The organism is Hymenobacter cellulosivorans (assembly GCF_022919135.1).
In the GTDB taxonomy this organism is placed as follows: domain Bacteria; phylum Bacteroidota; class Bacteroidia; order Cytophagales; family Hymenobacteraceae; genus Hymenobacter; species Hymenobacter cellulosivorans.
The window spans coordinates 1,521,936-1,546,703 of sequence record NZ_CP095049.1 but is presented as its reverse complement, the minus strand read 5'-3'; the positions used below and the strand labels follow the sequence as shown (position 1 = coordinate 1,546,703).

Annotated in this window: 21 protein-coding genes; 6 read left to right on the top strand and 15 right to left on the bottom strand. The window is 58.4% G+C overall.

Annotated elements, in window-relative coordinates; all coding sequences use genetic code 11:
* Positions 1 to 22: 22 nt before the first annotated feature.
* From MUN80_RS06645 to MUN80_RS06635, 3 genes are all read left to right on the top strand, one after another.
* A complete protein-coding gene (locus tag MUN80_RS06645; RefSeq protein WP_244721315.1) occupies positions 23 to 472 on the top strand; it encodes a DUF6526 family protein in 450 nt (149 codons plus the stop codon).
* Positions 473 to 617: 145 nt separating this feature from the next.
* On the top strand, positions 618 to 920 hold the full coding sequence (locus MUN80_RS06640; protein ID WP_244721313.1) for a DUF4286 family protein: 303 nt from the start codon (positions 618 to 620) through the stop codon (positions 918 to 920).
* 113 nt (positions 921 to 1,033) lie between these two features.
* Positions 1,034 to 2,287: a sterol desaturase family protein gene (locus MUN80_RS06635; protein ID WP_244721309.1), complete on the top strand. Its 1,254-nt coding sequence runs from the start codon at positions 1,034 to 1,036 to the stop codon at positions 2,285 to 2,287.
* On the opposite strand, the gene MUN80_RS06630 is transcribed toward MUN80_RS06635, so the two are convergent.
* The 14 genes from MUN80_RS06630 to MUN80_RS06565 form a co-directional block, all read right to left on the bottom strand.
* Complete coding sequence (locus tag MUN80_RS06630; RefSeq protein WP_244721306.1) at positions 2,221 to 2,748, bottom strand: GNAT family N-acetyltransferase; 528 nt, start codon at positions 2,746 to 2,748, stop codon at positions 2,221 to 2,223. The genes MUN80_RS06635 and MUN80_RS06630 overlap by 67 nt on opposite strands.
* 163 nt (positions 2,749 to 2,911) lie before the next feature.
* Positions 2,912 to 3,151, bottom strand: coding sequence for a hypothetical protein (locus tag MUN80_RS06625; protein WP_244721303.1), 240 nt, complete (start codon positions 3,149 to 3,151; stop codon positions 2,912 to 2,914).
* A gap of 79 nt (positions 3,152 to 3,230) precedes the next feature.
* The gene (locus MUN80_RS06620) at positions 3,231 to 5,468 is read right to left on the bottom strand and encodes a prolyl oligopeptidase family serine peptidase (protein ID WP_244721301.1); all 2,238 of its coding nucleotides are present in this window, start codon (positions 5,466 to 5,468) and stop codon (positions 3,231 to 3,233) included.
* Between the two features lie 114 nt (positions 5,469 to 5,582).
* Complete coding sequence (locus tag MUN80_RS06615; protein ID WP_244721294.1) at positions 5,583 to 6,260, bottom strand: OmpA family protein; 678 nt, start codon at positions 6,258 to 6,260, stop codon at positions 5,583 to 5,585.
* A gap of 21 nt (positions 6,261 to 6,281) precedes the next feature.
* Positions 6,282 to 6,854 carry a hypothetical protein gene (locus tag MUN80_RS06610; protein ID WP_244721290.1) on the bottom strand — a complete coding sequence of 191 codons (573 nt, stop codon included), beginning with the start codon at positions 6,852 to 6,854 and terminating at the stop codon, positions 6,282 to 6,284.
* Between the two features lie 3 nt (positions 6,855 to 6,857).
* Positions 6,858 to 8,315 (bottom strand): hypothetical protein, encoded by a 1,458-nt coding sequence (locus MUN80_RS06605; protein WP_244721287.1) that lies wholly within the window; start codon positions 8,313 to 8,315, stop codon positions 6,858 to 6,860.
* A gap of 451 nt (positions 8,316 to 8,766) precedes the next feature.
* A complete protein-coding gene (locus tag MUN80_RS06600; RefSeq protein WP_244721279.1) occupies positions 8,767 to 10,356 on the bottom strand; it encodes a hypothetical protein in 1,590 nt (529 codons plus the stop codon).
* 26 nt (positions 10,357 to 10,382) lie between these two features.
* Complete coding sequence (locus MUN80_RS06595; RefSeq protein ID WP_244721276.1) at positions 10,383 to 10,796, bottom strand: hypothetical protein; 414 nt, start codon at positions 10,794 to 10,796, stop codon at positions 10,383 to 10,385.
* Positions 10,797 to 10,830: 34 nt separating this feature from the next.
* A complete protein-coding gene (locus MUN80_RS06590) occupies positions 10,831 to 14,301 on the bottom strand; it encodes a hypothetical protein (protein ID WP_244721273.1) in 3,471 nt (1,156 codons plus the stop codon).
* A 160-nt stretch (positions 14,302 to 14,461) separates the two neighbouring features.
* Positions 14,462 to 15,910 carry a hypothetical protein gene (locus MUN80_RS06585; protein WP_244721270.1) on the bottom strand — a complete coding sequence of 483 codons (1,449 nt, stop codon included), beginning with the start codon at positions 15,908 to 15,910 and terminating at the stop codon, positions 14,462 to 14,464.
* A gap of 163 nt (positions 15,911 to 16,073) precedes the next feature.
* The gene (locus tag MUN80_RS06580) at positions 16,074 to 16,373 is read right to left on the bottom strand and encodes a hypothetical protein (RefSeq protein ID WP_244721267.1); all 300 of its coding nucleotides are present in this window, start codon (positions 16,371 to 16,373) and stop codon (positions 16,074 to 16,076) included.
* 198 nt (positions 16,374 to 16,571) lie between these two features.
* Positions 16,572 to 17,945 (bottom strand): hypothetical protein, encoded by a 1,374-nt coding sequence (locus tag MUN80_RS06575; protein WP_244721265.1) that lies wholly within the window; start codon positions 17,943 to 17,945, stop codon positions 16,572 to 16,574.
* 390 nt (positions 17,946 to 18,335) lie between these two features.
* Positions 18,336 to 18,977, bottom strand: coding sequence for a DUF4272 domain-containing protein (locus MUN80_RS06570; RefSeq protein WP_244721263.1), 642 nt, complete (start codon positions 18,975 to 18,977; stop codon positions 18,336 to 18,338).
* A gap of 92 nt (positions 18,978 to 19,069) precedes the next feature.
* Positions 19,070 to 20,068, bottom strand: a complete 999-nt coding sequence (locus MUN80_RS06565) for a sugar phosphate nucleotidyltransferase (protein ID WP_244721260.1) — start codon at positions 20,066 to 20,068, stop codon at positions 19,070 to 19,072.
* Positions 20,069 to 20,263: 195 nt separating this feature from the next.
* On the opposite strand from MUN80_RS06565, the gene MUN80_RS06560 reads away from it, so the two are divergent.
* The 3 genes from MUN80_RS06560 to MUN80_RS25945 all read left to right on the top strand — a co-directional run bounded on the left by MUN80_RS06560 (position 20,264) and on the right by MUN80_RS25945 (position 22,215).
* Positions 20,264 to 20,842, top strand: coding sequence for a LemA family protein (locus MUN80_RS06560; RefSeq protein ID WP_244721257.1), 579 nt, complete (start codon positions 20,264 to 20,266; stop codon positions 20,840 to 20,842).
* A gap of 63 nt (positions 20,843 to 20,905) precedes the next feature.
* Positions 20,906 to 21,385, top strand: a complete 480-nt coding sequence (locus MUN80_RS06555) for a TPM domain-containing protein (protein WP_244721255.1) — start codon at positions 20,906 to 20,908, stop codon at positions 21,383 to 21,385.
* Positions 21,382 to 22,215: a TPM domain-containing protein gene (locus tag MUN80_RS25945; protein WP_262922042.1), complete on the top strand. Its 834-nt coding sequence runs from the start codon at positions 21,382 to 21,384 to the stop codon at positions 22,213 to 22,215. The genes MUN80_RS06555 and MUN80_RS25945 overlap by 4 nt, the downstream gene beginning before the upstream one ends.
* 73 nt (positions 22,216 to 22,288) lie before the next feature.
* Here the strand turns inward: MUN80_RS25945 and MUN80_RS06545 are convergent, their stop codons facing one another.
* Positions 22,289 to 24,763, bottom strand: coding sequence for a T9SS type A sorting domain-containing protein (locus tag MUN80_RS06545; RefSeq protein ID WP_244721252.1), 2,475 nt, complete (start codon positions 24,761 to 24,763; stop codon positions 22,289 to 22,291).
* Positions 24,764 to 24,768: the final 5 nt, after the last annotated feature.

Below are 24,768 nucleotides of genomic sequence, written 5' to 3'. Positions count from 1 at the left end.
CTAACCTCTATTCTTCTGCATCATGGCCGATAAGCCTACCAAAAACAAGCCCATGTATTACTCCTGGCACCATTTCGTGCTGGTGCCGGCCGCCCTGGTACTGGCCGGCTACGGGATTCGGCGCTATCTGAACGTGGCCGGCAACGACGACGAAATTTCCCGTCTGTGGTTTACGGTCATGCTGCTGGGCGTCGTTACACTGGGCGGGCTCATCATGCTGCGCCAGCATTATGCGCTGAGTTTGCAAGACCGCCTGATTCGGCTCGAAGTGCGGCAGCGCTACTTTGAGCTGACCGGTCAGAGCCTGCGCCCCTACGAAGCTCGGCTCCAGATAAAGCAGATTCTGTCTCTGCGCTTTGCCGGCGACGCCGAGCTTCCGGCTCTGGTAGCCGCCGCAGCCCAGGAAAACCTGAGCCCAAAAGACATTCAGGCCCGGATTCAGGACTTCCAGTTCGACTACCTACGGGTGTGATTTCGGGGAAGCTGGTGGGGTAAATATTCAAGCAGTTGGATTTTTCCGCCGACTTTTGTGTTAGTCTGTTTCGCCGTGGCTCCGGCTGCGGCTTCCCATTGCCTGAACCTCCGAATCTGCGCTTCTTAGTACCCCAATAACTCATATGATTCTTTACAACGTCACGACCAGCCTGGACCCGGAAATTGCCGAGGAGTGGCTGGTATACATGCGCGACACGCACATGCCCGAAGTAATGGCCACCGGCTTTTTCCTGAGAAGTCAGCTGTGCCGCATGCTCAACGAAGAAGACAACGGCGTCACGTATGCTTCCCAGTACTACTGCGTTAGCATGGAACAGCTCGAAGAATACCAGCAGGTAGCTGCTCCGGCCCTGATTCGGGAGATGGAAAAGCACTTCGGAGGTCGTTACGCGTCTTTCCGCACCATGCTGGAAATAGTAGATTAAGTCCAGCTTGCTGCTAATCAGCCTAGTGAAAGGGGCCGTTCCTGTCAGGAGCGGCCCCTTTTTAGTATATTTCTTTTCCAACCTGCTTCCTCCCACCCTAACTATTCCCACCCATGAGTATCAACCCTATCGTCTTATCCATTCCCATTTATTTCACGCTAATCGGGGTAGAACTGCTCGTCGAGCGGCTGCAGCACACCGAGCGGTACCGGTTTCACGACGCCATTACCAACATCAGCTGCGGGATGACCTCCCAGATTACGGGCGTGCTGCTCAAGGTCGGGGTCATCGGCATGTACGAGCTGCTCTACACTCACTTTGCCCTGTTTCACATTCCGCAGACCTGGGTCTGGGGCATCGTGCTCTTCATCTTGGCCGATTTGTGCTACTACTTTGCCCACCGCTACTCCCACGAAATCAACTTCTTCTGGGGCGGCCACGTGGTGCACCACCAGAGTGAAGATTATAACCTATCGGTAGCCCTGCGCCAAAGCTCGTTGCAGGGCTTTTTCACCTTCTTGTTTTACCTGCCCCTGGCCGTGCTGGGCTTCGAAACTGAGTTTTTTGTCTACGTTTCGGCCCTGGTTACACTCTATCAGTTCTGGATTCACACCGAGTTTATCGGCAAGCTGGGCCCGCTGGAATGGGTTTTCAACACTCCCTCTCACCACCGCGTCCATCACGGCCGCAACCCCAAGTACATCGACAAAAACTACGCGGGCACCTTCATTGTCTGGGACCGGATGTTTGGCACCTTTCAGCAGGAGGAGGAAACGCCGGTCTACGGCATCACTACGCCGGCCCGGTCCTGGAACCCGCTGTGGGTTAATTTCAACCACTATTTCCAGATGCGGGAGCAGCTGCGCGAAACGCCTGGCTTCTGGAATAAGGTGCGCGTCATGTTTGGCCGGCCCGGCTGGCGTCCTGCCGCGTTGGGCGGCCCCTACCAGATTCCGGAAGTCGATGCGGCCACGGTGCAGAAGTACACTACCAGCGCGCCCCGCACCGTCAATTTCTACGTGCTGCTCCAGTACGTAGTGCTGCTGGGTGTGGCAGCCGTGTTCATGTTCACCCAGAAAGATATGGAGCCCGCCGTGCGCTACTCGGTAGCCGCTTGGTGCATGTGGACGGCCGTAGCCTGCGGAGCCCTCTTCGAAGCCAAACGAACCGGCTACTTGCTGGAGCCGGTTCGTGTTGTTGTTTCGTTGGCTTTGCTGTTGTTTGCGTTGCGCAGCTCGGCCTTATTCATGTCCGCCGCAGCCGTCGGCACGGCCTGGCTGGCAGTTTCACTGCTCTGGGCTTACTCGTTCCGCAAGGTGTTTGCCTCCACGGCTGCTACCACAGCCGCGTCGCACGCGTATGCCTGAAGCTGCTCGGCCGAGAGGTTGCCGTTGAACCACTCCGGGTCGAGGTTGGCCCCGATGTGCTTGTAGAAGCCAATGGCGGGCTCGTTCCACTCCAGCACCTGCCACTTCAGGCGGTGGGCCCCGGTGCGCCGGGCTTCGGCCACCACGGCATCAAAGAGCTTCTTGCCGATGCCCGTACCGCGGGCCGCCTCAGTCACGACGAGGTCTTCTAGGAACAGCATCCGTCCTTTCCAGGTTGAGTAGGCGGTGTAAAACAACGCTATGCCCAGAATGCCCTGCTCGGGAGTTTCGGCCACGAAAAAACCGAAGATGGACTCGGGCCCGAACCCGTCGCGGTGCATATCGACCAGCGTGTTGGTGACTTCCTCGGGGGCCCGCTCATAAATAGCCAGCTCCACGATAAGCTCGTGCACGCGGGCCAGGTCGTCGGGCGTACCGCGCCGAATGGTGATGTTTGCCATGAATCAGAAGAGGGTGAACTGGAGTGGAATTATAAAAGAACGTCATTCCGAGCTTGCCGAGGAATGACGGGCAACTGTAAAGCAAAAGCCCTTTACACACCAACGCCCACCTGCTCAGACGAAAGGGCAAGTGGGCGTTGGCTGAAAAGCCCGAAGGCTGAAATTACATCTGAGGCTGCATTTTCTTGATGTCCTCGGTAGCGTTTACCGAGTTGATTTCGCGGGTAGCAGCGTTTTGAGGAGCCGTTTTGCCGCCCGTCGTGTCGGGAGCTGCCGGAATGGGAGGCAACGCTTGGGTGGTTACATCCTCATTGGTTTCGTTATCGGGGTTTTTGCACGAGGTAACGGACAGCGTCAGCAGCGAAGCGCCGGTCAGCAGACCGAGCAGGAACTTTTTGTTCATAGTAAGCCGAAATAAGACAGGCGTTTGGGACTTTGGGGCCGCAAGATACGAAGCGACTCCCGCGAAACCTACCTACGGCTTACCGCCCCATTGGATACGGATTGACGCCCATGTTCTGGAAAGCAAACGACCACACATCGGCCCACTCCTGAATCTGCAGGGCCGTGCTCTTGCCCGCGCCGTGCCCGGCATTCACATCGACGCGAATCAGCTGGGGGTTGGGGCCGGCATTCATTTCCTGCAGCGTGGCCGCAAATTTAAACGAGTGCGCCGGCACTACCCGGTCGTCGTGGTCGGCGGTGGTAATCATCGTGGCCGGGTAAGTGGTACCGGCCCGCAGATTGTGCAGCGGGGAGAATTTGTAGAGGTTCTTGAACTGCTCGAAGTTGTCGGAAGTGCCGTACTCGGGCGCCCAGTTCCAGCCGATGGTAAACTTCTGGTAGCGCAGCATGTCCATCACGCCCACGGCCGGGAAAGCCACGTGGGCCAGCTCGGGCCGCTGGGTCATGATAGCGCCGACCAGCAGGCCGCCGTTGGAGCCACCGGCAATGGCCAAGTGCTTGGCGTCGGTGTAGCTCTGTACGGTGAGGTATTCGGCGGCGGCAATGAAGTCGTCGAATACGTTCTGCTTGTTGGGCGTCATACCGGCCTGGTGCCAGGCTTCGCCGTATTCGCCGCCGCCGCGCAGGTTAGGAATAGCCAGGATGCCGCCGTTTTCGAGCCACAGCATGCGGGCCACGCTAAAGCCGGGCGTCAGGGAAATGTTGAAGCCGCCGTAAGCGTACAGATACGTTGGGTTTTGGCCGTTGAGCTTGATACCCTTCTTGTGCACGATAAACATGGGCACTTTCGTGCCGTCCTTGCTGGTGTAGAATACCTGGGTGGTCACGTAATCCTCGGGCTTCACATCCACCGTCGGGGCCCGGAATACGGTGCTTTGCTTCGAGTCGAGGTCGTAGCGGTAGATGGTGGTCGGGTAGGCAAAGGAGGTGAAGGCGTAGTACACGCTCTTCACGTCGCGGCGGCCACCGAAGCCCGAGGCCGTGCCAATGGCGGGCAGCTCCACATCGTTCTGAAATTCGCCCTTCTCGGAGTAAACCTTGATCTGGCTGCTGGCGTCCTTGAGGTAGGTCACGATGAGGCGGCCGCCCACATGCTCCACGTTTTCGAGCTTATTTTCTCCTTGCTTGATTACCTCTTTCCAGTTGGCCTCCTGGGGCTTTTTGGGGTCAATCAGCACAATGCGGTAGCGCGGCGCCTTATAGTTAGTCAGCACCAGCAGCTGCCCGCCCACGTTGCCAATCACCGAGTTGTTGTGCTCGTAGCTCGAAATCAGCGTCGTAAATTTGGTGGCCTGCTTCGGGTCAGTCAGGTCGCGCACGGCCAGGCGGTTGCCGTCATTCTTGCCGTCGGTGGTGTAGAGCACCAAAAACCGTTCGTCTTCGGTAGTGCCCACCGTGCGGAAGCCCAGGGGCATGGTCTTGTCTTCGTACACCAGCTTATCGGTGCTCTGCGCGGTGCCCAGCTTGTGGTAGTAGACCTTGTGAAACTCGTTTTTGCCCGAGAGCTGGTTCTGACCGGCTTTGGGCGCGTCGTAGCGGCTGTAGTAGAAGCCGTCCTTGCTCCAGGCCGCCCCCGATACTTTCACCCACTGCAGCTCGTCCTTGAGCGGCTGCCGGGTTTTGAGGTCCAGCACCTTAAGCTTTTGCCAGTCGGAGCCGCCGCCCGAGGTGGCGTAGGCCATGTAGCGGTGGTCGTTGGAGAAGTAGGTTCCGGCCAAAGCCGTGGTGCCGTCGGCCGAAAACTTGTTGGGGTCCAGCAGCAGGTCAGGTTGGCCTTCCTGCCCATTTTTCTGCACGTACAGCACGCCCTGGTTTTGCAGGCCGTCGTTTTTGGAGAAATACAGATTCTCGCCTTCTACCTGCGGAATGCCGAACCGCTCGTAGTTCCACATCTTGGTTAGGCGGTTCTTAATCTGGTCCCGGAAGGGGATTTTCTCCAAGTAGCCGAACGTGACCTTGTTCTGGGCCGTCACCCACTCCTTGGTTTCGGGCGAGTCAAGGTCTTCGAGCCAGCGGTAGGGGTCCGTAACAGGCGTGCCGAAATAGTCGTCGGTGTGGTTGGTTTTGCGGGTTTTGGGGTATTCCACGGTGAGTTGGGGCAAGCTGGCCGCCGCGCCGCGTCGGGTGGGGCCATTGGTTTCAGCAGTAGGCAATTCGGTCAGGGGCCGGCGCGCGGCTACGTCGTTGGCCGGTTGAGTCGACTTACAAGAGGCCAGCGCCGACAGCGCCAGCAGCGAATAGGATAGTTTGCGCATACGATACGAAGCGTAGAAAGGAGGATGGGCCCGAATATAAACCCGGAACCCGCAATGCACGCAGATTTAGGCTTTTTGTTTCGGCCAAGCAGTAGCGCGAAGCTCCGCTTTGCGCTACTGCCGCGTTATGCGCCCAATCTTCGGAATCACCTGAATCAGGAAGCGCTTGTTCTGGCCCTCCTGAGCGCCCCGGTAGCGGCCGGTGCCGAAGAAACCGCTGCCGCCGATGATGAGCTCGACGCCGCTGTCCTGGCTGAAGTCGAGGCCATTCTGTTTCCAGAAGTTGAGCAGATTCAGGGCCCGGCGGTAGCTAAGCTGGTAGGTGAGCTGCTCTTCGGCGCGGTTGCGGGCATCATTGCCGGCGTAGCGGGCAGCCATGCCTTCCACAATAACCAAGTAGCGCACCGGCTGCTCGGTTTTGATGGTTTTGAGCACCGAGCGCAGCGTGCGGCCGGCCTGCAGCAGGGCGGGCTTGTAGGCTTCCTGAATTTCGTCGCGGCCCGACTTGAACTGCACCGGCACCAGCAGTTCGTGCCGCTCCAGGGCCGGGTCGTATTTGAAGTAGCGGCCCTCGAGGCGCTTCAGGGAGTTGCGAATCTTGGTAATCTGCTCTAGTTCCTCGGCCTTGGCTTTGAGCTCCCCGTTGGCCGTTTTCAGGTCGTGCTCCCGGTCCTTGAACAGCTTGAAGCTATACACGAACAAGACCAGCATCACCACGAAAAGCGACGTCATCAGGTCCACGTAGCTGGGCCAGAAGAAGTCGTTGGAAGAGCGGTTTTGCGAGTCGTTCATGGTGGGTTATTAGGTGGGCAGCTAATCTAAATTCTGATAGTAGTCATACAGCTTGGCGGCTATTACCTCAGTTTTCGTAGCAGGGCGCAAGGTAGCTGAACCCATATATGTGTCCCCATTTACGCGCCGGCACTGATGCACATCACTGATAACTACTTCGCCTTCCGGTTCCGAATACCAAGCTTCCAGCGGCTCAAGCTGAATTTCCTCCGACCAGCCTACTTTATACACTACCAACTCGTAGAGCGCATCGTTCACGCATTTAATAAAGGTGTGCAAATCACGACCAGCATGCCATAGTAGCTCCGCACTTGCGGTCCAAACCATGACCAACTCATTGATTTTACGCTTGCATTCGGCCAGGGCGTAGGCCGAAACTGGTAAATCCGCTGTTTGCGCTTCCTGAAAAAGCCGAATAAATGTTGTGTGCTCCGGCTGAAGCCTATTCTGGCTATAATGGTCAAGTATACCCTGAACGTGATTTCTAATGCAGCTCTTTAGCTCTGTCAAGAAGGTTTCCGGCTGATCCGTCGTAATAGAGCCCACCGTTTGCAAACAGACTATTGCTTGCTGAATACGAGAACTGATTTGCATTGCTCACTGCGGCCGCACGCCACCAAACAGACTATCCATAAACCGCTGAAACCGGTTCTTGGACGTGGCCTTGACCAGCACCGTGTTCAGGTTCGACAGCTCGGACAAGAGCTTAGCCTGAATCTGGGAGTCCAGCTCGATTTTGCGCAGCAGCTCCCGCTGAGTGGCCGTTACGTCACGGTTCAGGGCTTCTTGCTGGCCGTTGAGGTTCTTGAAGGGCTCCAGGTACTGGCGGATTCGGTCGAAAACGTTGTCTTCGTTGAGCTTCTGGAAGTGCTGCTGCCACTTTTCGTAGGCCTGCTGGGCGTCCCGTTCGTGGAAGCTCAGGCGCTGCTGCATCAGGTCGGTGAGGCGGCCGGTGGCTTCGTCGAAGTATTGCTCGGTGCGGGCCGCCAGGTTGCCCATTTCCTTCTGGTGGCGCTGGAAGAAGTCGAGCTGGGCCTGCACTAAATTGTCGTGCTGTCCAATGTACTGGCCCACGTTGTTGATGCCTCGCTCGAAGCCCACGAGCCGGTCCAGAATGCTGCTCACGGCCCGGGCCGTTTCGGTGCCGTCTTCCAGCATCTGGTTGAGCCGCTCCTGGTAGCCCACAAACTGCCCAAACATCTCGGCCGACTGGCTTACCTTCTCGAATACGGCTACGTTGGCGGAGGCCATCTTATCGAACCCGATTTCGTTGAGCCGCATCAGAAAGTCGCGCTGCACCTTCACGTTTTCCGTGAGCGTGCCAATGACGGGCTCGAACACCGTGACTTTGCTGACAAAATCCTGGTTGAAAGCGTCGAGCACCGCCTTCAGGTTCGACAGACTGCCGGCCATATCCGAGTGCAGAATGGGTAGCAGCCGGGCCTGCAGGAAGGTGTAGTAGTTGTTCTGGGCCTGGTCGAGCTGCTGGTGGGCGTTGCGCACGAGGCCATTGCCGAGCAGCGTAAGCAGCAGGCCTACGAAGGAGCCGGTCATGGCAATCAGCACCCCGGTCAGGAAGGGCGTCAGGGCTTCGTCGTCCGATACGCCGTTGCGGGCAATACCTACGAGACCCAGAATTACGCCCAGAAACGTACCCAGCAAACCCAGGTAGAGCGGGGTAGCCACGTTGGCCTGCACCGCGTTTTCCAGCACCTGACTCTGGCGCTCGGAAATGTCTTTGAGGATGCTGAAGTCGGCCGCGCCCTTGTTGTAGCGCAGGTAGCCGTTGGTGTCGTCGACAATTTCGCGGAAACCCTCCGATACGTTATCAACCTTGATAATGTCAACCAGAAACGAATCGGCTGGCGCGTCGGCGGCGTAATCGGGCAAATCTATTCCAGCCGGCGTTACGAGGCGACGCTCCACACGCAAGGCGTCACGGGCCGGGTAGAGTTGGCTGAGTCGTAGCGCCTGGGCACGGGTTTGCAGAAACGTGCGAATCTGCAGGCCCACGACGATGGCGACGACGACGACTTCGAGGATGATTTCGAGCATGAATACTTGAACGGGAGCGAAATGCAAAGGTCAGCGCAAATGCGCTGACCAGCGAGTCAATATGCAAAAAAGGTATCGTTTGATAACAGCCAATCATCGGGCAAAAAGCCATTATAGGGCCACGCTACGCGGCTAATTTGGCGGCAGGCCCGGGCTTTCTCCCGAATACGTCGTTTTTGATAGAGCTGAATACGTGCTAAATACTGGTTACGCCGACTTTCCAAATCCTGAATAGCCGCCAGCAACGTATCGGCAGTCGGCATTGGCTGAAGGCCTATTCCAAACCGAAGTTGGTAAAACTTCAGCAGTTGCGTTTTATACCAGTCCGGGGGGAGCGGCTGGTGTTGGCCTATCAGCCGACAACAACAAACCAGACAGGAGCGGAACGAGCTTATTCGCCATGCCAGAGGCAAATCAGTACGCCGGGCCCGGTTCAGACTTCCCCGGTAGCTCATTCAAAGTGGATAGCAGCTTTTAGCTCAATCTGCCAGGCTCCGTTGCCTTTAATCAGCGTCCCGGCCTTGTCGGTCACGATGCGCGACACCGGGCCATTCGGCTGCTGGTAGGCACAAGCCTCACGCAACGAATACTGGGCACTTTGAATAGCGTAGGCGTGGACGCTGGTGTTGGAAGTCACCCGGAACGTGGCCCGCTCGGGCACTTTCGGGTCAGGCGTAATTTCGTAGATACTGTCGTGCTGGGGCTGATCCTGTAGGTCGTAGTCGCTAAATCCCCCATTCACGGGCACCTTCACATAGTAGCGTGTCGGGGCAGGCGTAATGGGCGCTGCAGCCACGGGGGCCGGAGTTTCCCAGGTTTCGGGGCCGGGCAGCTGTACCGGTGGCACGAGGCTGTCGAATTCGTCGCGCGGGGCTGAGGCTGGGGAGCCGGATGGAATTGGCTGCGGCGTATGGGCCGTTTCCTGCATCGGCATTGGTGGCGCATACGTTGTCGGTGCCGATTCAATATTCTGAAACTGGTTTTGCGCCGGGGCGGGAGGTGCGGAAGCTACAGGAGCCGGCGCGGAAGCTACCGGACGAGCCGGCGCAGGAGCTTGCGCTGGGGCCGCAGTAACCGGCCGGGCCGGGCCCGTGGCCGGACGAGGTTGAGCGGCTGGCTGCGGAGCGGGTTTCTCCACCTTGGCTGGCTGCGCTGTTGGTTGCTGCTTGGCAAGCTCTTCCGCCACGCGCTGCTGCACAATTCGCTCAATTTCGCGCTGCAACTCCGGCGTCATACGCTTAGGCACACCGGCTGCCGCTATTACCCCAGCTGAGGGCGCACTACCGCTCATAGCTGCCGCCTTCACCGATTCCAGTTCACTACGGTGTCGGTCGGCGCGGGTGCCTAGGGCGCTAATGCTGCGCCGCAGCATCACGTAGAGAAAGATGCTCAGCAAAGACAGAATCAGAGCCAGCGGAGCGAAAAGCTTATTCATCAGGCTTTCACTGGCCGCAGCCGGGCGAGGTGCCATCGTATTAGCTTCTACGGTCCCCTGCCCTGCTCCAGCATCCGCAGCAGCTAGCGTGGCTTCGTCGGCTACGGAAGTGTCTTCGGTATCGGCCCCACCGGCAGTTACGTCGCTGTTCAGATCAGCGGGAGGGGTTCCGTTCGCCAGATACGTATCGAGCTGCTCTTTCAGCGTGTTGAGCTTAGCCATCCGAGCCGCGTCGGCTTTGCGGGCGGGTGAGGCCTGCAGCTTGTTGATGATTTCGGTGGTTAGCTTCTGCAGGCGCGACTTATCCGAGCCCAGGCCTTTGTACATCGTGCCCTTGCCTTCGAGCGGCTGATACAGCATGCTGTACACCTTCTGGCTGTCGGCCTTGATGCTGGTCACGAATTCCGGCAACGACCCGCCGCAGTTCAGGCTGCTCTTTAGGTTGGGGCGGTTGTTGTCGTCGTACACGTAGCGCACCGTAGCGCACCAGATCTGTACCTTCTGCTCGTCAAGTGTGGGTTGGCCGAGGGGCGTTTGAGCGGACACGCTGGTAGCCGTTAGCAGCAGAGCACTAAGGAGGGAAACAAGGCGGCGGGGAAAAGTCATATGGAAGGGAAAGGAAAGTAGACGGGCTACAACATCTGATAATGGTGCGTGAAACGTAGGGCCGTATCACCATTCATCTGTTGCAGTTTTTGATAAAAGGTACTCTTATCAAGCGGGCCAAGTATATTCTTGCGTGCGGTATTTCGGTCGGCACCAGATACTACTCTAGCAATGTAGTAATGGTCTTCACCAAAGCCTTTCAAGACTACATACCTCTCATTGGCTCCTACTGCTTCAAGCATCTCCGGGATTAACGCTTCCGACACCTCATCATCAGTTTCCTTGAAATACAGATAAACTGCACTCATAGGCTGTTGCCAATGCTCATACCCTGAAGTGTAATACTTGCCAGTAATGTGTTCCTCTTCAAACTCACTGCCCCAAAAGCAAGAGCTCAGGGGCAGGAGAAGAAGCAGAAACAACTTGCAGATGTATTTCATAAGTCAGCAGCACTAGCAACTACTGATTTGATTCCTACCCGTTCGAAATCAGCTCCCGGCTCAGGTTGTACAAGGCCTGCTTCATCGGGTAGAAGAACAGCGTTTCGGGCAGGGTTTCGCCCTGGCCGAGGTTGCGGCCAATCTGGTGCAGGCCCAGGTTGAGGCTGTCCTCAATTTCGCGCAGCAGGATTTCCTTGATGCGGGTGCGGTCCACGTCCACGCCCACCTCGCGCATGAGCGGGGCCACGTCGTCGTTGTCGAGCACGATTTCCAGGAAGCGCCGGGTGTTGTCGATGACGCTCTGCTTAAGGTCGGCATCTACTTGCGGCATTTTCAGGCGGGCCGTGTCGATGTCCTGGCCTTCGGTAGCGCCGTTAAGCTTCACGGTCCGGATCTGGTCGAAGTCGGCGGCACTGGTGGCGCTTTCCTCGAAGAGCACGCCGCCGTTGGTAGTGGCTTCCTTAGGGTTGTCGGCCAGAATAACGCGGAAGTTCTGGGGCGCTTCCTGGCCCGTAGCGGCCTTGAACACAGCTTTGCTGATTTTCTCAATGGCGGCCATGCTAGCTCCGCCGCTGAGCAGACGCAGGTACAAACTGCCCTTACCCGAGAAGCACAGGTAGCGCGGGGGCTTGAGGCCGAGGTGCTGCACAAGCTGAGCCACGTGGTAGACGATGGCCGTGTAGTGCAGGTAAAACAGCACCCGCAGCTGCCGCCCTTTGCCCAGGCCCAGGCTCTGGGTGAAGCGCAGCGCGTCGTTGTAGGTAAACAGCAGGCTAGTCACGTCGGCTGAGCCGAAGTCAGGGTTTTGCAGGGCCGCCCGCAGGTAGCCCTTGTACTCCTGATTTTCCTCCGAGTCCGGCAGACTTTCCACGTACTGCACGCCGAGGCGCAACAGACCATTCTGCTTGGGTGCACCCTGCACCCGGGCGTAGCCGTCACCCCACAGGTCGTCGCCGGCAAAGCGAAACGACGAGCTGAAAGCGGGCTTCTGCTCGGCGAAAATCAGGAGGTCAGTGGTGCCGCCGCCAATGTCGATGTTGATGACGTTTTCGTCGCGGTTGGGCACTACCTGGTTCGTAGCCGTGAGGTAGTAGTACGGGGCCACCGATTCCGAAATGCACTGAGTGGGGCGGCGGGCCCGGAAAATTTGCTGGAAGGCCTCGTCCCAGACCTGCTGGAACTGGTTGCGCAAAAACATGTCGAAGCTCAGCGGGGCAAACCACACCACGCGGGTGTCTTCCAGAATGCCGCCCTGCATGGCCGCCTTGTGCTTCATCAGCAGCAAGATTTCCTTGAAGAAGGCCGCAATCCGGTTTACGCCCTGGGGGTCCAGCTCGGCGCTCCACTTCAGGTTGGTCACGAAGCGGTTCTGGGGCGGCTGCCCGGTTTCGGTGTTGATGCTAAAGCCGATGTTGATGTTGCTGAGCACTTTGCTCGGCTCGTTGGCGTAGGAGTTCGTCTCGCACACAGCCGTTCGAATCGGGAATTCATACACCGAGCCGGCCTCGCCGATGATGCTGGGCACGAATTCGCGGTTCTGAATCAGCGGAATGTCGAACAGCTGGCCGGGGCCGCGCATGTAGCGCTGGAAGGCCGAGTAGCCGGTGTCGGGCAGCGGGGCGTTGAGCAGCTCCATCTGCAAATCATTCTCGCCAATGGTAAACGGACGCGGGTGGGCCGAGGGGCCATCCGCATAGGCCACGTGGGTGTTGCTGGTGCCAAAGTCGACGGCGAAGGTGAAGCGGCGGGTGCCGCGGTCCAGCTCCCGCCAGCGCGGCACGATGAGGCCCCGGGCCGGCGGCGCCCCGTGGAAGGCCGGCGGGCAGGTCAGCTCGGCCAGGTCGAAGTGCGTCCCGGTGATTTCGTAGTAGGTGCTGCCAGCCGTGGAAACGCTCTTCTGGGTGCGCTCAAACTTAGTAGCTTTCTTAGCCGCGCCTTGGTCGGTGAGCCGCTCCCCGTTCACGAAGAACGTGAGGTCGTAGCGGCGTTGCAGCATCGTGGGCGAGTTGTCGGCGTCCACGAGCATGACTTTGTAAAAGTCGTTGTACTCGGGCTGGGCCCGCATCTTGTAGAACGGAAACACGCCCATCCCGATGTTGGCCTTCACGATACGGCCCTTCTCCGGGATTTCGCGACCCTGCGCGTCCTTGGGGTTCTGGGGGTTCTGGTAGTAGCTCCGCTCGAAGGTGATGAAGCGGCCGCCCTGCACCGGAATCCGCAGCGCGATGCGCACGTGGTTCAGGTCGATGGTAAAGGTGAGCAGCTCGGCCAGGTCGTGGTCGGAGAAGTACTCGAAGAAGGTCTGACGCAGGGGCAGCAAGTACGGAAACCGCGCCCGGCCCTGGGTGTCGGCCCCGTACTGGAACGTGACCTTACCGGTGTGGAAGCGCTGGGAATTCAGCTCGTAGGGCAGCTCTACCAGGGCATCTTCCAGGAAGTCGCCGACGGTCAGGTACGGGTACTTAAAGCCTTTGCCGGGCAGCACGCGGTTTTCCAGGGTCAGCTCGTCGGCGTAGGGCACCGGCGTGCGGTCGTCCCAGGGCTGGCCGTTGAGGTAGTTGGCCCCCTGCATGGTCAGGTTGGGGCGCAGCACCAGCGGCGTGGGCCGGCTTTGGTTGGTCTGGCGGGTGGGCGCAATGAACAGGTCCGAGCTGGTCACGGCCGACTGGTCGGCGCGGCTTGGCAGGGGCACGTGCTTCACGCTGGCCAGGTTACCCTGGAAGTCGGCAATGGCGGGGTACTTGGTGGCAAACTGCTGGGCTGTATGGTCGCCCCGCATCTGCATCTGGTTGATGATGCTGCGGTCGAGGCCGGCAAATACGCTGCCGGCAAAATCGCGGCGCTGCAGCTGCGGATAAGCCAAAAACAGCTCGTAAACAAACTCCCGGAAAGCCGGGGACCGGTCCTCGAGCAGTACCACCTGGTTGTCGAAGTAGTGGCCGCGGGCTTGGGCGCGTTCTAAGTCAAGCTGACGCACGGCCGGGGCCGTGAAGAACATCGTCAGCGGCGACGTGCCACCGAGCAGCTGGGGCCCGCCGGGCAGGTTTGGCGACTCGTAGAACACGAGGTACATGTCCGAAAAGTCGCGGAACCGGTCGTCCTGCAGGAATAGGCGCAGGGTTTCGCCCAGCAGGCGGGTACCCTCGTCGCCCTGCATCCGCCGCAGCTCCGACTCCACGTTCCAGCGGCGCAGCGTGATTTTGCGGCCAGCCTGGGTGTAGAGGTTGTAGTTGTAAAGGATTTCGAACAGGTCCCAGAAGTGCGACACCAGCTCGTGGTAGACCGAGCCGGGGTTGCGCTGCCCTTCCCTCGCGAGGAAGTCGAAGGCCGTTTCGAAGAGGTGCATCCGCGCAAAGGGCGTCGGGATGCTGACCGCCACGTTCTTGGCCCGCCCACCCGTAGGGTCGGTTACGGTATTGATTTCGGTGCTGGTGATGGGGGCGGTTTTCTGCCAGCCCTGCACCTGCTGGGAACCGTTGTTATGAAGACGAAGAACTTTGGGCATTGCATGGACCCCACCCCCGGCCCCTCCCCTCGGGGAGAGGGGTGCCAGACAAGGTATTCGGGGAGTTTGTTTTTAGACTAAAAACTAGAAACTAGAAACTACTGCTAGAGCCCCTCTCCCAGCGGATTTTCCGCATCAAGGAGAGAGGATTGGGGTGGGGTTACACCACTTTCACCTTTTCCTCAAAGGCTTTGTCGGTTACTCGGTCGAACAGGGCCACGAGTTTCTTGAAGTTGTCGGGCTCCTGCACGGACTTAGCTGCGTCGTTAAGCTGATTGAGGAAGTAGTTCTGGCTGAGACCTTTGTTAAAGAAGTCGTTCCACTTCTTTTCCACGGGCTTGCCGGCAATCATGGCGTTGAAGTCGTCGGTGGTTAAGTCGAAGGGGCGGAAGGCGCGGCGGTTTTGGGCCAGCTCCTTCAGCCACTCGTCCACGCCGTACTCGGGGCTGTGCAGGAAGTTGTTGAGCTCCTTGAAGATGGGCTCGTTGCGCAGGGCGTGGTCCAGGTTCAGGTTGTCGAAGTAGGGTGCCTTGTCGGTGGGCAGATGCTGCTTGTGGTAGCGCGAGAAGTAGAGCAACTGGGTCAGGTTCTTGGCTACCAGCTCCCGCGACTCATCGGGCAGGTGGCTGAAGTTGAGCTCCTGGGTGTCGACGCCGAGGCCGTACTCGTGGAAGTGCGGGCCGCCGTTGCGTAGCTCAGCATCGGTGTACTGCATGAAGTCGACCACGCTCAAGGCGGCCAGCAGCTCGATAAGGTGGGCCTTGTTGCGCTGGGCCGTGCCGCCGGGCTGGTTTTCGTAGGGCGTGTCGGGCGTATCGGCCAAGTAGTACAGCGCGTCGAGGCCTTGCAAGTTGTGCTCGTAGTAGCTGAGCGCCGCCTTGGTTTTGGTCAGGAAGGAGTTGGAGTCGATGATGGAGTTGTCCTCGCTCTGCAGGGCGAAGTAGGGCATCACCGTCACGGCCCCGGTGAGGGCGTCGCGCAGGTAGCGGGCGTTGCTCAGGCGGGTGTTCTGGTCCTTGAGGTTCTTGAGCAGCAGCGGGAAGCCGGCCGCGCCGGTACCGCCGAAGATGCTGGAAATGAAGAACACCCGGTCGCCGGCCTGGAAGTTGTCGGCGAAAAAGCGGATTTCTGGCGACTCCACCACTTTGTTCAGCACGATGCTGCCCACGTTGGGCGAGCCGCGGAAACCGATGGTGAGCGGGCTTTCCAGGTTGTCCTGAGTGAAGAGCAGTTCCACGAGGCCCTTGGAATCGACGGACAGCTGGTCGTAGCTCAGGTACTGGCGGAAGCTCTGGTTGATGCCGCCGAAGTCGAACACGAAGGTATCTTTCACGCCGCCGTTGTTGTCGGCCGAAATGCTGCTGAGCGTGCTGATATCAGTCTGGAAGAAACCTTCGTCGCGCTTGCCCAGGCGCTGGTAGATCTGCTGGTAGCTCTTGAGCATGTCGACCGTGCGGTTCATGTCGCCGTTGTGGGCGTCGGGGTCGATGATGATGGGCACCACCCGGTCGCAGTTGGCGAGCTTCACGCCCGAGGCCAGCAGCATGGTCAGGGACCGGATAACGCGGGAACCAGTGCCGCCAATGCCGAAAATGAACAGTTTAGCCATGTGTAGTCTGATGTTTGGCGAATCTCCCCGGCGTAGATGATGCGGGGATGATGCTGATTGGGTAGGCTCGGCGGAGTTTGTTGAACGACAATCGTTCTGAGGGTTCAACCACCCCGCCCTTCGGGTACCCCTTCTTAGATAAGGAGGGGAGTTGACGTTCTACTTAAAAAGGAGTCGTGCTGGCGTTGGTCGAGCCGCGCTTGAGGATGACCGAGAACAGAAAAAACCAGAACAAGCCCAGAATAGCGTTCCAGGTCGACATCCAGTAGATGTAGCTGTGCGAGGCCACGGCCTGGGAATTGGCCTGCCAGATACCGATGATGAAGGCCAGCAGAGCGTTGATAACCAGGAAGGTTACCCAGTGCCGCACTTTATTGAAGGTGGCCACACCCATGGCCCGGTTAATCAGGTAGTAGAAAATCAGCACCATGGCCAACGACAGGCCAATAGTGAGCAGACCCACGTTGGGAAAAATCACCTCCCGGTACACCGGCGTTTCGGACGGGGGCTGGGGGAGCCGATGAGTTCGTAGATAAAGCGGAAGAAGCCTTTCATAGAGCAGAATGTAGGGCAAACGGTGGTTTGCGGAGCGTGAAACGAGGGTGAGAAGCGGTAGTGTGGGTGCCGATGATACGGGAATCTACGGAGGGCGTTACTGAGACTAGTCGGCGGGCTGCAGGGTGAGCGGAATGGTGAAAACCGGGGCTTTGTCCTGCTCAGAAGTGGTTACGGCCTCCACCCCATCGAGCAAGGAGCTCAGGGCAAAGGTCTTGGCGCCAGCCTGGTTGATATTGCTGTCGTTTTTGGTGGTCCACTGCCCTATCCAGGCCGGGCGCTGGTTCTGGAGCACGAGCTGGAGTGGGCGGGCAGCCTTGCCGAGCTTGGTAACGCGCACTTTCACGAAATGCGTGTACTGGTTTTCGGCCCCGCTGCTATTTTTCGTCTGGTCGTTGGCGGCAAACACGTCGATAATCTTCGCGTCGGTGTCCTGGGCCTGGAGTTTCAGGTTGGGCTTGAGGTACTTCACGTCACGGTACAGGCCGGGCAGCTGTTTCAAATCCAGGCCGACCACGAACTCCACCGGCTCCTTGGCCGACACGCTGCTCACGGCTACCGTGTGGTAAGAAGCCCCGGCGGCCCGTTTGCTGGCGTCTTTCTCGCCGTAGTACCAGGAGCCTACGTTCTGGAAGCGGCTCAGCAGGGACGAAGCCGGCACGGGGTATTTTACCCCAAAGTGGGCCTGCTGGGCGGGCTGCTTTTCGAGCAGGGCATTATCGAAGCGGCGCACGGCATCGGCGGGCCCGATTACCCAGAAGTAGTAGGGAATATCCGTGTCGCAGCAGCTGTTGATGCGCTTCACGCTCGAGGTCAGGGCCGGATAGTAGGTGCCGCGGAAGTCGGAGGTGTAGCCGTACACCGACACGGCCAGATCTTGCTGCTGGGCCCGGTTGAGGGCGTCGGTAATGTCGGTGCTGATGTAGGGAATGGCACCGGCGTTTTTCGGGGAGTAGATAAAGTCCGAAATCAGCACGCTCACCGAGTTAGGCGCGTAGTAGTTGGCCACCAGCGTATCAAGCACCGTGGGAATGTCGGTGCTGCTGGCCGGCTGCTGAATCCCGCCGCGCACGGTCTGGGAGAGTTGCTGGTAAGAGTCGCGGTAGGGTTTCTCCTTGATGCGCAGGAAGGTTTTGCGGGCCGCCGAGCTACGGTTTACTTCCGACAGAAACTGCGCCACATGCTGCTGAAACCGGGTATTGGAGCCACTGGCGCCCGTTTTGGGCATGAAGCCTTCCATCGAGCCCGACACTTCCAGAAACACGTTGACCTGAGTTAAGGGGCCGGAGCTAGCCGCGGCGGGAGCAACTTCTGCCGCCGTAGTTTCTTTGGGCGCTACTGCCCCGGGGGCTTCGGCAGGGGGCACTTCAGTGGGCGTTTCGGTCCCGGCTTCCTCCTTGATATCCTTGCGGGAGTAGCAGCCGGGTAATAATAGCAGGCCCAGGGCCAGAGCCGGAAGCAGACGGAAAGAACTGGTCAAATGCATTCGAACAAATTAAGAGCCGTCGACGGAGCGCCGCCCTCTGCGTACTGCCAGCGCGGCCGGCAGGTTGTGGGTGGAACGTACGTAAGGCTATAAAATTTTACGGCAAAAACCGCATATAGTCCAGGCGAAGCCAGCAATATGGTGCGCCTCAGGTGCTTAAAACTGTGCCAAAAGGCCCACCCTGCCGTTATTACTACCTTATCTACCCAACGCGGGCCAGCTACTACTGCTTACGAAACCTTGGTAGAACCACCCCAGCAGTATCTCCGCTTCCGCAGAAGGCAAGCCAAAAGCCCTGGCTTGTTGCAGCAATAGCAACGAAGTCAGGGCTTCAGGCCATTTAGGCAACAACTTAAGTGCTAAGCAGCCAGCTGGAATGACCTGCTAGGTACTCATCTCCACGTTGTCCCAATCCAGGGCGCGGTTGAAAACCCACTCCAAGGCTTTGCGCCGCTCATAGACCAAGCTTTCGGATATCACCGCCTCGCGACCGTGCAGGCGCTCATCCACGCAGTACCAGTGTAGGCGGTAGTAGTAGTCGAGCATGCGGTAGAGGTCCTCCGTGGGCCGCAACTGCCGCACCTGAGTTAGTTTGCTGTTGTCCTCATTCTGCTCCAAATTAGGCAGCAGCGAAGCCATATTGTCGCCGCACCACTCGGTGGGTTGCAGCTCGTCGGTCATTCCAGTAGCCCACATCAGGGCCCAAAGGCTTTCCAAACTCCAGCGCAGGTTGATCAGCTCCTGCTCGGTTAGTTCGTCGTTATCCTTTTGCAGCAGCGCTTCTTCTTCCGCCGAAAGAAAGACCAACAAATCGTACTGGGTTAGCCAGTCGCGGATAATATCGACGGGGGCCTGGAAAGATATATTAATCAGCGCGTTCAGCACGCTCATGCGGCCCTGCACTTCCGCGGCCGAGCGCACGGCCGGCGTATCCAGAATCGGGAGCCAGTCGCAGATGCGGCCGCCCAGCATCAGCACTTTGCCTTCCGATTCGGTTTTAGTTTGAAACTTGAATTCCTCGCTCATATTCCCTTTGGAATGGATTGTGGGCTAAAAAAACGCCGCCACCTGGAGTTTCACCCAAGTAGCGGCGGCAACAGGCGCAGCCTCGGGCTGCTTTAGCTGTAGTCAATTTCGGTGTTGTCGCCGATGTTCAGGCTGTGGTTCAAACCGCGAAACGACGCGTCGGAGCCCACGATACAGTCGTGCATCACAGCCTGGCGCAGCTCGGAGTAGGAACCGATAATGGAGTCGCTCAGGATGGTGTTTTTCACGATGGTCCGGTCGCCAATGGCTACGTTGGGCCCGATGATGGAGTGGGAAATCTGGCAGTCCTTGCCGATGCTGACCGGTGGAATGATGATGGTGTCGGGGAACTCGGGGTACTTGTTGCCCAGGAATTCGGGCCGGTTCAGCAGCTTGGCATTGGCTTCGAGCAAGGAGTCCTTGCGGCCGCAGTCAAACCAGTGGTCCACGGGCGCGGTGGTCATCTGGGCCCCGTCCTGAATCATGAGCATCAGGGCGTCGGTAAGCTGAAACTCGTTGTGGGTGCGCAGGTCCTGCTCGATGATGCGCTCCAGGGCCGAGGCCAGCCAGGCGGGGTCGGCAATCTTGTACAACCCCACCAAGGCGTAGTTCGACTTCGGAATCCGGGGCTTCTCAATGACTTTGGTTACCCGGCCGCTGTTGCTGGTTTCGACCACCCCGAATATCGACGGGGTCTTGACCTCCTTGATGGCCAGCACGTTGCCCTCCGTACGTAGCAGCTCGCGCAGGTCCACATCCACGATGGTGTCGCCGAGCATGATGAGCACGCCGTCCTGGTCGTGGCGGAAGGTGTCGCGAGCCAGCCACAGCGCGTGCCCGATGCCTTCGCGGGGCTCCTGAATGACGAAGGTAGAGCGCAGCTGCGGGTAGTAGCGCCGCACGTAGCTCTCGATTTTTTCGCCCAGGTAACCGATGATGAACACGAACTCTTCGATTCCGGCGTCCTGCAGGCGGTCAATGATGTGGCCCAGAATGGTATTGCCGGCCACCGGTACCAGCGACTTGGGCTGGGTGTGGGTGTGAGGGCGCAACCGGGACCCGATACCAGCGACGGGGATAACAGCTTTCATGTGGTATGAAACATGCGTAAGTCCGCAAAATAGTGAATCATTGCGGGAGCGGACCATAATACAACCGCAATGACCTGAATTCGTACTGGGAACCCGACAGCAACCGTGCCCTGGGCACCCGGTTTGGCTATCTGCCCTATTTGTCTGACACCCTTCTTTCTTCTTTTTCTTCCAACTCCCTTATTTCCTTTTCCTATGAAACGTCTTCTTCTGTACTTAATCGGATTGGTCGTGCTGCTGAGCCAGTCGTCCTGTGGCTACAACACCATGGTGTCGAAGGACCAGGCCGTGAAAGCCCAGTGGGCTAACGTGCAGAGTGCCTATCAGCGCCGCTCCGACCTGATTCCGAACCTGGTGAACACCGTAAAAGGTGCCGCCAACTTTGAAAAAACGACGCTGACCGATGTAATCAACGCCCGCGCCAAGGCCACCAGCGTGCAGCTATCGGCCGAAAACCTGACGCCCGAAAACATCAAGCAGTTTCAGGAAGCCCAAAGCCAGGTGAGCTCCGGCCTGGGCCGCCTGCTGGCCGTGTCGGAAAACTACCCCGAGCTGAAGGCCAACGCCAACTTCCAGGAGCTGCAGGCCCAGATTGAGGGCACTGAAAACCGCATCAACGTGGAGCGCAACAAGTTTAACACCGTCACCAATGACTACAACGGCACGGTGAAGTCCTTCCCCAACAACATATTCGCCGGGATGTTCGGCTTCAAGGAAAAACCGTACTTCGAGGCCGACGCCGCTTCGCAGAAAGCACCTACGGTACAGTTTTAAGGTCGTTTTTGGCTTCTGGTTTTTGGTTTTGGCCCTTTTATTGGCCGAAGTCAAAAACCGCAAATGAATCACCAAAAACCGCACACCATGACCAATCCTATTACCCCGGAGCAGGAAGCCGCGTTGGTGGCCGCCATCCGGCAAGCCGAAATCACCACTTCCGGGGAAATTCGGGTGCATCTGGAAGATACCTGCCCCACGCCTGAACCCCTGGACCGCGCCGCCCAGGTGTTTGCCGAGCTGGGTATGCACAAGACTGCCCAGCGCAACGGCGTGCTGTTTTACCTGGCCTGGCAAACCCGGCAGTTCGCCGTCATCGGCGACTCTGGCATCAACGCAGCCGTATCCGACGACTTCTGGGAAACCACCAAGGAAACCGTGCTCGACCATTTTCGGGCCGGCAAGTACGTAGTGGGCCTGGAACGGGGGGTGCGCATGGTGGGCGAGCAGCTCAAGCGTTACTTCCCCTACAACGCCAAGACCGATAAAAACGAGCTCGACGATTCTATTTCCTACGGCGACCCTGCGCCGCCTCACGTATGAGCAACCTCTCCCCCGCGCCCGTGCTGCGGCACTGGTTCCGTTTTCTGCTGCTGCTGGTTGGCCTCACGCTGAGCGTAGCCAGCCGAGCCCAGCAAATACCACCCCGCCCCAATCCGCCCCGGCTGGTCAATGACCTGGCCAACATGCTGCAGCCCGATGAGGAAGCCGCGCTGGAGCGGAAGCTGGTGGCCTACAACGATTCTACGTCCTCGCAGATTGCGGTAGTAACCGTGCCTAGCCTCGGCGACGACGACATTGCCAACTACTCCCAAAACCTCTACGAAGGCTGGGGGATCGGGCAGAAGGGCAAAAACAACGGTGTGCTGGTACTGGTGGCCCAGCAGGAGCACCTTGCACGCATTCAGACCGGCTACGGCCTGGAGGGCGCCATTCCGGATGCCCTGGCCAAGCGCATCATTTCCAACACCATCGTACCGGCGTTCAAAGAGGAGCGCTACTACGAAGGTCTCGACCGGGCCACCGACCAGCTCATTGCCCTAGCTAAGGGTGAGTACCAGGCCGACCAAACCCCGCCGCAACAACAGCGGCGCCAAGATTCCAGCGGCTCGGGCTGGATGTTCTGGCTGGTCATCGGCGGCATCGTGCTCTTCATCCTGCTCAGCAGCCGCGGCGGTGGACGAGGTGGCCGGGGCGGTGGATTTCGCGGCGGCATGATTCCGCCCATCATCTTCGGCGACTTCAGCGGCGGCCGCGGCGTGTTTGGCGGCGGAGGCGGCTTCGGCGGTGGATTTGGAGGTGGCGGAGGCGGTGGTTTCGGCGGTTTCGGCGGCGGCTCCTCCGGCGGCGGCGGCGCCAGCGGCAGCTGGTAGCTTCCTTCCTATTCCAACTAAAAAGGCCTGAACCAACGTGGTTCAGGCCTTTTTGCTTTGCTAAGTAGTTCGTTTACTCAACCACTACACGGCGGGTTACTGGCCCATTGGCGTAGTTCACACGCAGCAGATACACGCCGGCTTTCACCTGCCGCAGCGGTACGCTCAACTCGGCTTGCGCGACGGACTGACGCAGCACCGTGCGGCCTAGGTTGTCGAGCAGCTGCACCGACTCGGGCTGGGCAGCGGCATCGAGCGAGAGGTTCAGCGTTTCGTGGGCGGGCACGGGCCAGGCCTGGGTGCGGGCTTCGAGTTGGGCGCTGGCTACGTGCAGCACGTTCGGGGCTGTGAGGCGGGCTAGACTCACTGTCGGCTGGCCATTTACGGTGTTGAAGTACCCACCGACGACAATGTTGCCATCAGACTGCATCAGGATATCATTCAGGCCTCCGCCATAACCAGGAGTAGTGAAAAAATTCACGCTACCAAAGGTGACAGCTCCAAAAGATGGATCCGCTTGTCCATTAGGCAGCAGTCTACCCAGCTCCTGCCCATTAGCGCTGAACAAAATACGGCCGTTGGGTTGTAAGGCGAAGGCCCATATCGCACCGTAACCATTCGCTATGGGTGGGGTTGCCGTGAAGGTAGGGTCGTTGGCCCCATCGGGTAGCAGCCGGAATAGGCCATACGGTACAGTTGCCGGCTCACTAGACCGGAAGTAAGTTCCCAGCACGATCTTGCCGTCGGGCTGGACTACCATTGCCAGCGTATACAATTCCAGCAGTTGCTGAACCGGAGAGGAAAAAGAGGGGTCAATCAGGCCATTGGGCTGTAGCCGTATTATAGATTTCAGAGGTTGACGGTAACCGTTCTGCATCACCTCGTAGAAATACCCGGACACTAAGATCTTACCGTTCGGCAATTCAGTAATTACTGGTTGTGCTGCCTCAGTTAAGGTGAGCGGTGTAAAAGTGGGGTCAGGCTGCCCGGTAGCCAGCAGACAACTCACCCGGCCAGGATAATTATCGTTGATGACAATACGGCCGTCGGAGAGCAGGCAAAACGTGTAAACACTCGTATTTGCCACGGGCTGAAAGGTATTATCTGGGGCTCCCGTAGTCAGCAGGCGGTCAAGTTGCCGATCCGTATTGCTGGTCGTGACGGGGTTTATTCCTTGGAGCAGGATTTTGCCGTCGGGCTGAAGCTTCACCTTGCTCACCGTAAACCGTGGGGATGCCAAGCCGGTAAAAGCAGCATCCACGCTCCCATCAGCATTGAAACGGGCTAAGTTGGTAGCCCGCACCCCGTTCACCTCATCGAAGTAACCTCCAACGATTAGCTTACCATCTGTTTGCTGCGCCACGCTACTCACGCTACCCTGCTCCAGCAGTACGGGGTTGAAGGCCGAGTCAAGGGTACCGTTGGCATTGAGCAGTACTACAGCATTGCGCCGCCCTGGAAGTCGGAAACTTCTCCCGGCTACCAGAACCTGTCCATTGGCCTGCAGTTGTATTGAGTTGATCTTGTAGCCAAAGTCGTCATGGTTATATTCGGGCTTCTCCGCCAAAGAAAGCAGTGGCGAATTAAAGGAGGTAGCAAGGGTGCCGTCGGTATTGAGCCGTACCAACGTTTGCAGCGTAGTGCCGTTATTGGGGCCTTCCAGCGCAACAAGAATATGACCATCAGGCTCTACCACTAGTTTTTCCCCATCAAACAAGTCCGATTCGTACGTGTACCAGAGCATTCTGCCAGGCGCGGTAAAGGTCGGATCCAGTGCCCCAGAAGGCATCACCCGAATTAAGGTACTACGTCCAGGCCCCTTGTAGCCGATCAGGATACGACCATCAGGCTGCACCCCAATCGTGGTCACCCTTCTTACATCAGCAGGTGGGGTAAAACCAGTATCCGTAGCGCCGTTCGGTAACAGCCGAACTATGCCACCGTAATAAAACCCAACCAGAATTTTCCCATCAGGCTGCAGGGTTATTTCCAGCGCGTAACTTCCAGAAGGCGTATCTGCGTTGAAGGTTGGGTCAACCGCGCCATCGGCTTGTAAACGCACAATGGATTTCACTGCTACGCCATTATAGCTGGTAAAGTCGCCTCCTATCAGCAGTTTACCATCAGGCTGCACGGCCGAACAATTGCTGGAGCTGTTCCCACTGGCCAAACCTGCATTGAAGCTGGCATCGGCGGTACCATCAGCATTGAGCCGCATCAGGTCCTGGCGCGTCAGGCCGTTGAGCGTAATAGTACCATCACCGACGAGCAGGAGCTTGCCGGAAGTCAGTACCCGCACATTGTAGATATAGCCGCGGAGCGAAGCTACATTAGCCGCAAATGCCTGGTCCACGGTATTATCGGCATTGTAACGCACCAGCAGCTGCGTACCCACACCAGCATCGGTGCGGGTGTACTGGCCTACTACTAGGCGTTTGCCATCGGGCTGGGTAACGGCCGCCCGCGCATCAGAAGGCGAGTAGAGCGTGGTTGGCTGAAAGCTAGCATCCACCGTCTGACCACTAGCACTGCCAGTAGTCCAACTCATTATCC

Excerpts from the sequence above, each read along its gene's own strand:
- MUN80_RS06645 (WP_244721315.1), top strand. The coding sequence starts at position 23 with ATGGCCGATAAGCCTACCAAAAACAAGCCCATGTATTACTCCTGGCAC.
- MUN80_RS06640 (WP_244721313.1), top strand. The coding sequence starts at position 618 with ATGATTCTTTACAACGTCACGACCAGCCTGGACCCGGAAATTGCCGAG.
- MUN80_RS06635 (WP_244721309.1), top strand. The coding sequence starts at position 1,034 with ATGAGTATCAACCCTATCGTCTTATCCATTCCCATTTATTTCACGCTA.
- MUN80_RS06630 (WP_244721306.1), bottom strand. The coding sequence starts at position 2,748 with ATGGCAAACATCACCATTCGGCGCGGTACGCCCGACGACCTGGCCCGC.
- MUN80_RS06625 (WP_244721303.1), bottom strand. The coding sequence starts at position 3,151 with ATGAACAAAAAGTTCCTGCTCGGTCTGCTGACCGGCGCTTCGCTGCTG.
- MUN80_RS06620 (WP_244721301.1), bottom strand. The coding sequence starts at position 5,468 with ATGCGCAAACTATCCTATTCGCTGCTGGCGCTGTCGGCGCTGGCCTCT.
- MUN80_RS06615 (WP_244721294.1), bottom strand. The coding sequence starts at position 6,260 with ATGAACGACTCGCAAAACCGCTCTTCCAACGACTTCTTCTGGCCCAGC.
- MUN80_RS06610 (WP_244721290.1), bottom strand. The coding sequence starts at position 6,854 with ATGCAAATCAGTTCTCGTATTCAGCAAGCAATAGTCTGTTTGCAAACG.
- MUN80_RS06605 (WP_244721287.1), bottom strand. The coding sequence starts at position 8,315 with ATGCTCGAAATCATCCTCGAAGTCGTCGTCGTCGCCATCGTCGTGGGC.
- MUN80_RS06600 (WP_244721279.1), bottom strand. The coding sequence starts at position 10,356 with ATGACTTTTCCCCGCCGCCTTGTTTCCCTCCTTAGTGCTCTGCTGCTA.
- MUN80_RS06595 (WP_244721276.1), bottom strand. The coding sequence starts at position 10,796 with ATGAAATACATCTGCAAGTTGTTTCTGCTTCTTCTCCTGCCCCTGAGC.
- MUN80_RS06590 (WP_244721273.1), bottom strand. The coding sequence starts at position 14,301 with ATGCCCAAAGTTCTTCGTCTTCATAACAACGGTTCCCAGCAGGTGCAG.
- MUN80_RS06585 (WP_244721270.1), bottom strand. The coding sequence starts at position 15,910 with ATGGCTAAACTGTTCATTTTCGGCATTGGCGGCACTGGTTCCCGCGTT.
- MUN80_RS06570 (WP_244721263.1), bottom strand. The coding sequence starts at position 18,977 with ATGAGCGAGGAATTCAAGTTTCAAACTAAAACCGAATCGGAAGGCAAA.
- MUN80_RS06565 (WP_244721260.1), bottom strand. The coding sequence starts at position 20,068 with ATGAAAGCTGTTATCCCCGTCGCTGGTATCGGGTCCCGGTTGCGCCCT.
- MUN80_RS06560 (WP_244721257.1), top strand. The coding sequence starts at position 20,264 with ATGAAACGTCTTCTTCTGTACTTAATCGGATTGGTCGTGCTGCTGAGC.
- MUN80_RS06555 (WP_244721255.1), top strand. The coding sequence starts at position 20,906 with ATGAATCACCAAAAACCGCACACCATGACCAATCCTATTACCCCGGAG.
- MUN80_RS25945 (WP_262922042.1), top strand. The coding sequence starts at position 21,382 with ATGAGCAACCTCTCCCCCGCGCCCGTGCTGCGGCACTGGTTCCGTTTT.
- MUN80_RS06545 (WP_244721252.1), bottom strand. The coding sequence starts at position 24,763 with ATGAGTTGGACTACTGGCAGTGCTAGTGGTCAGACGGTGGATGCTAGC.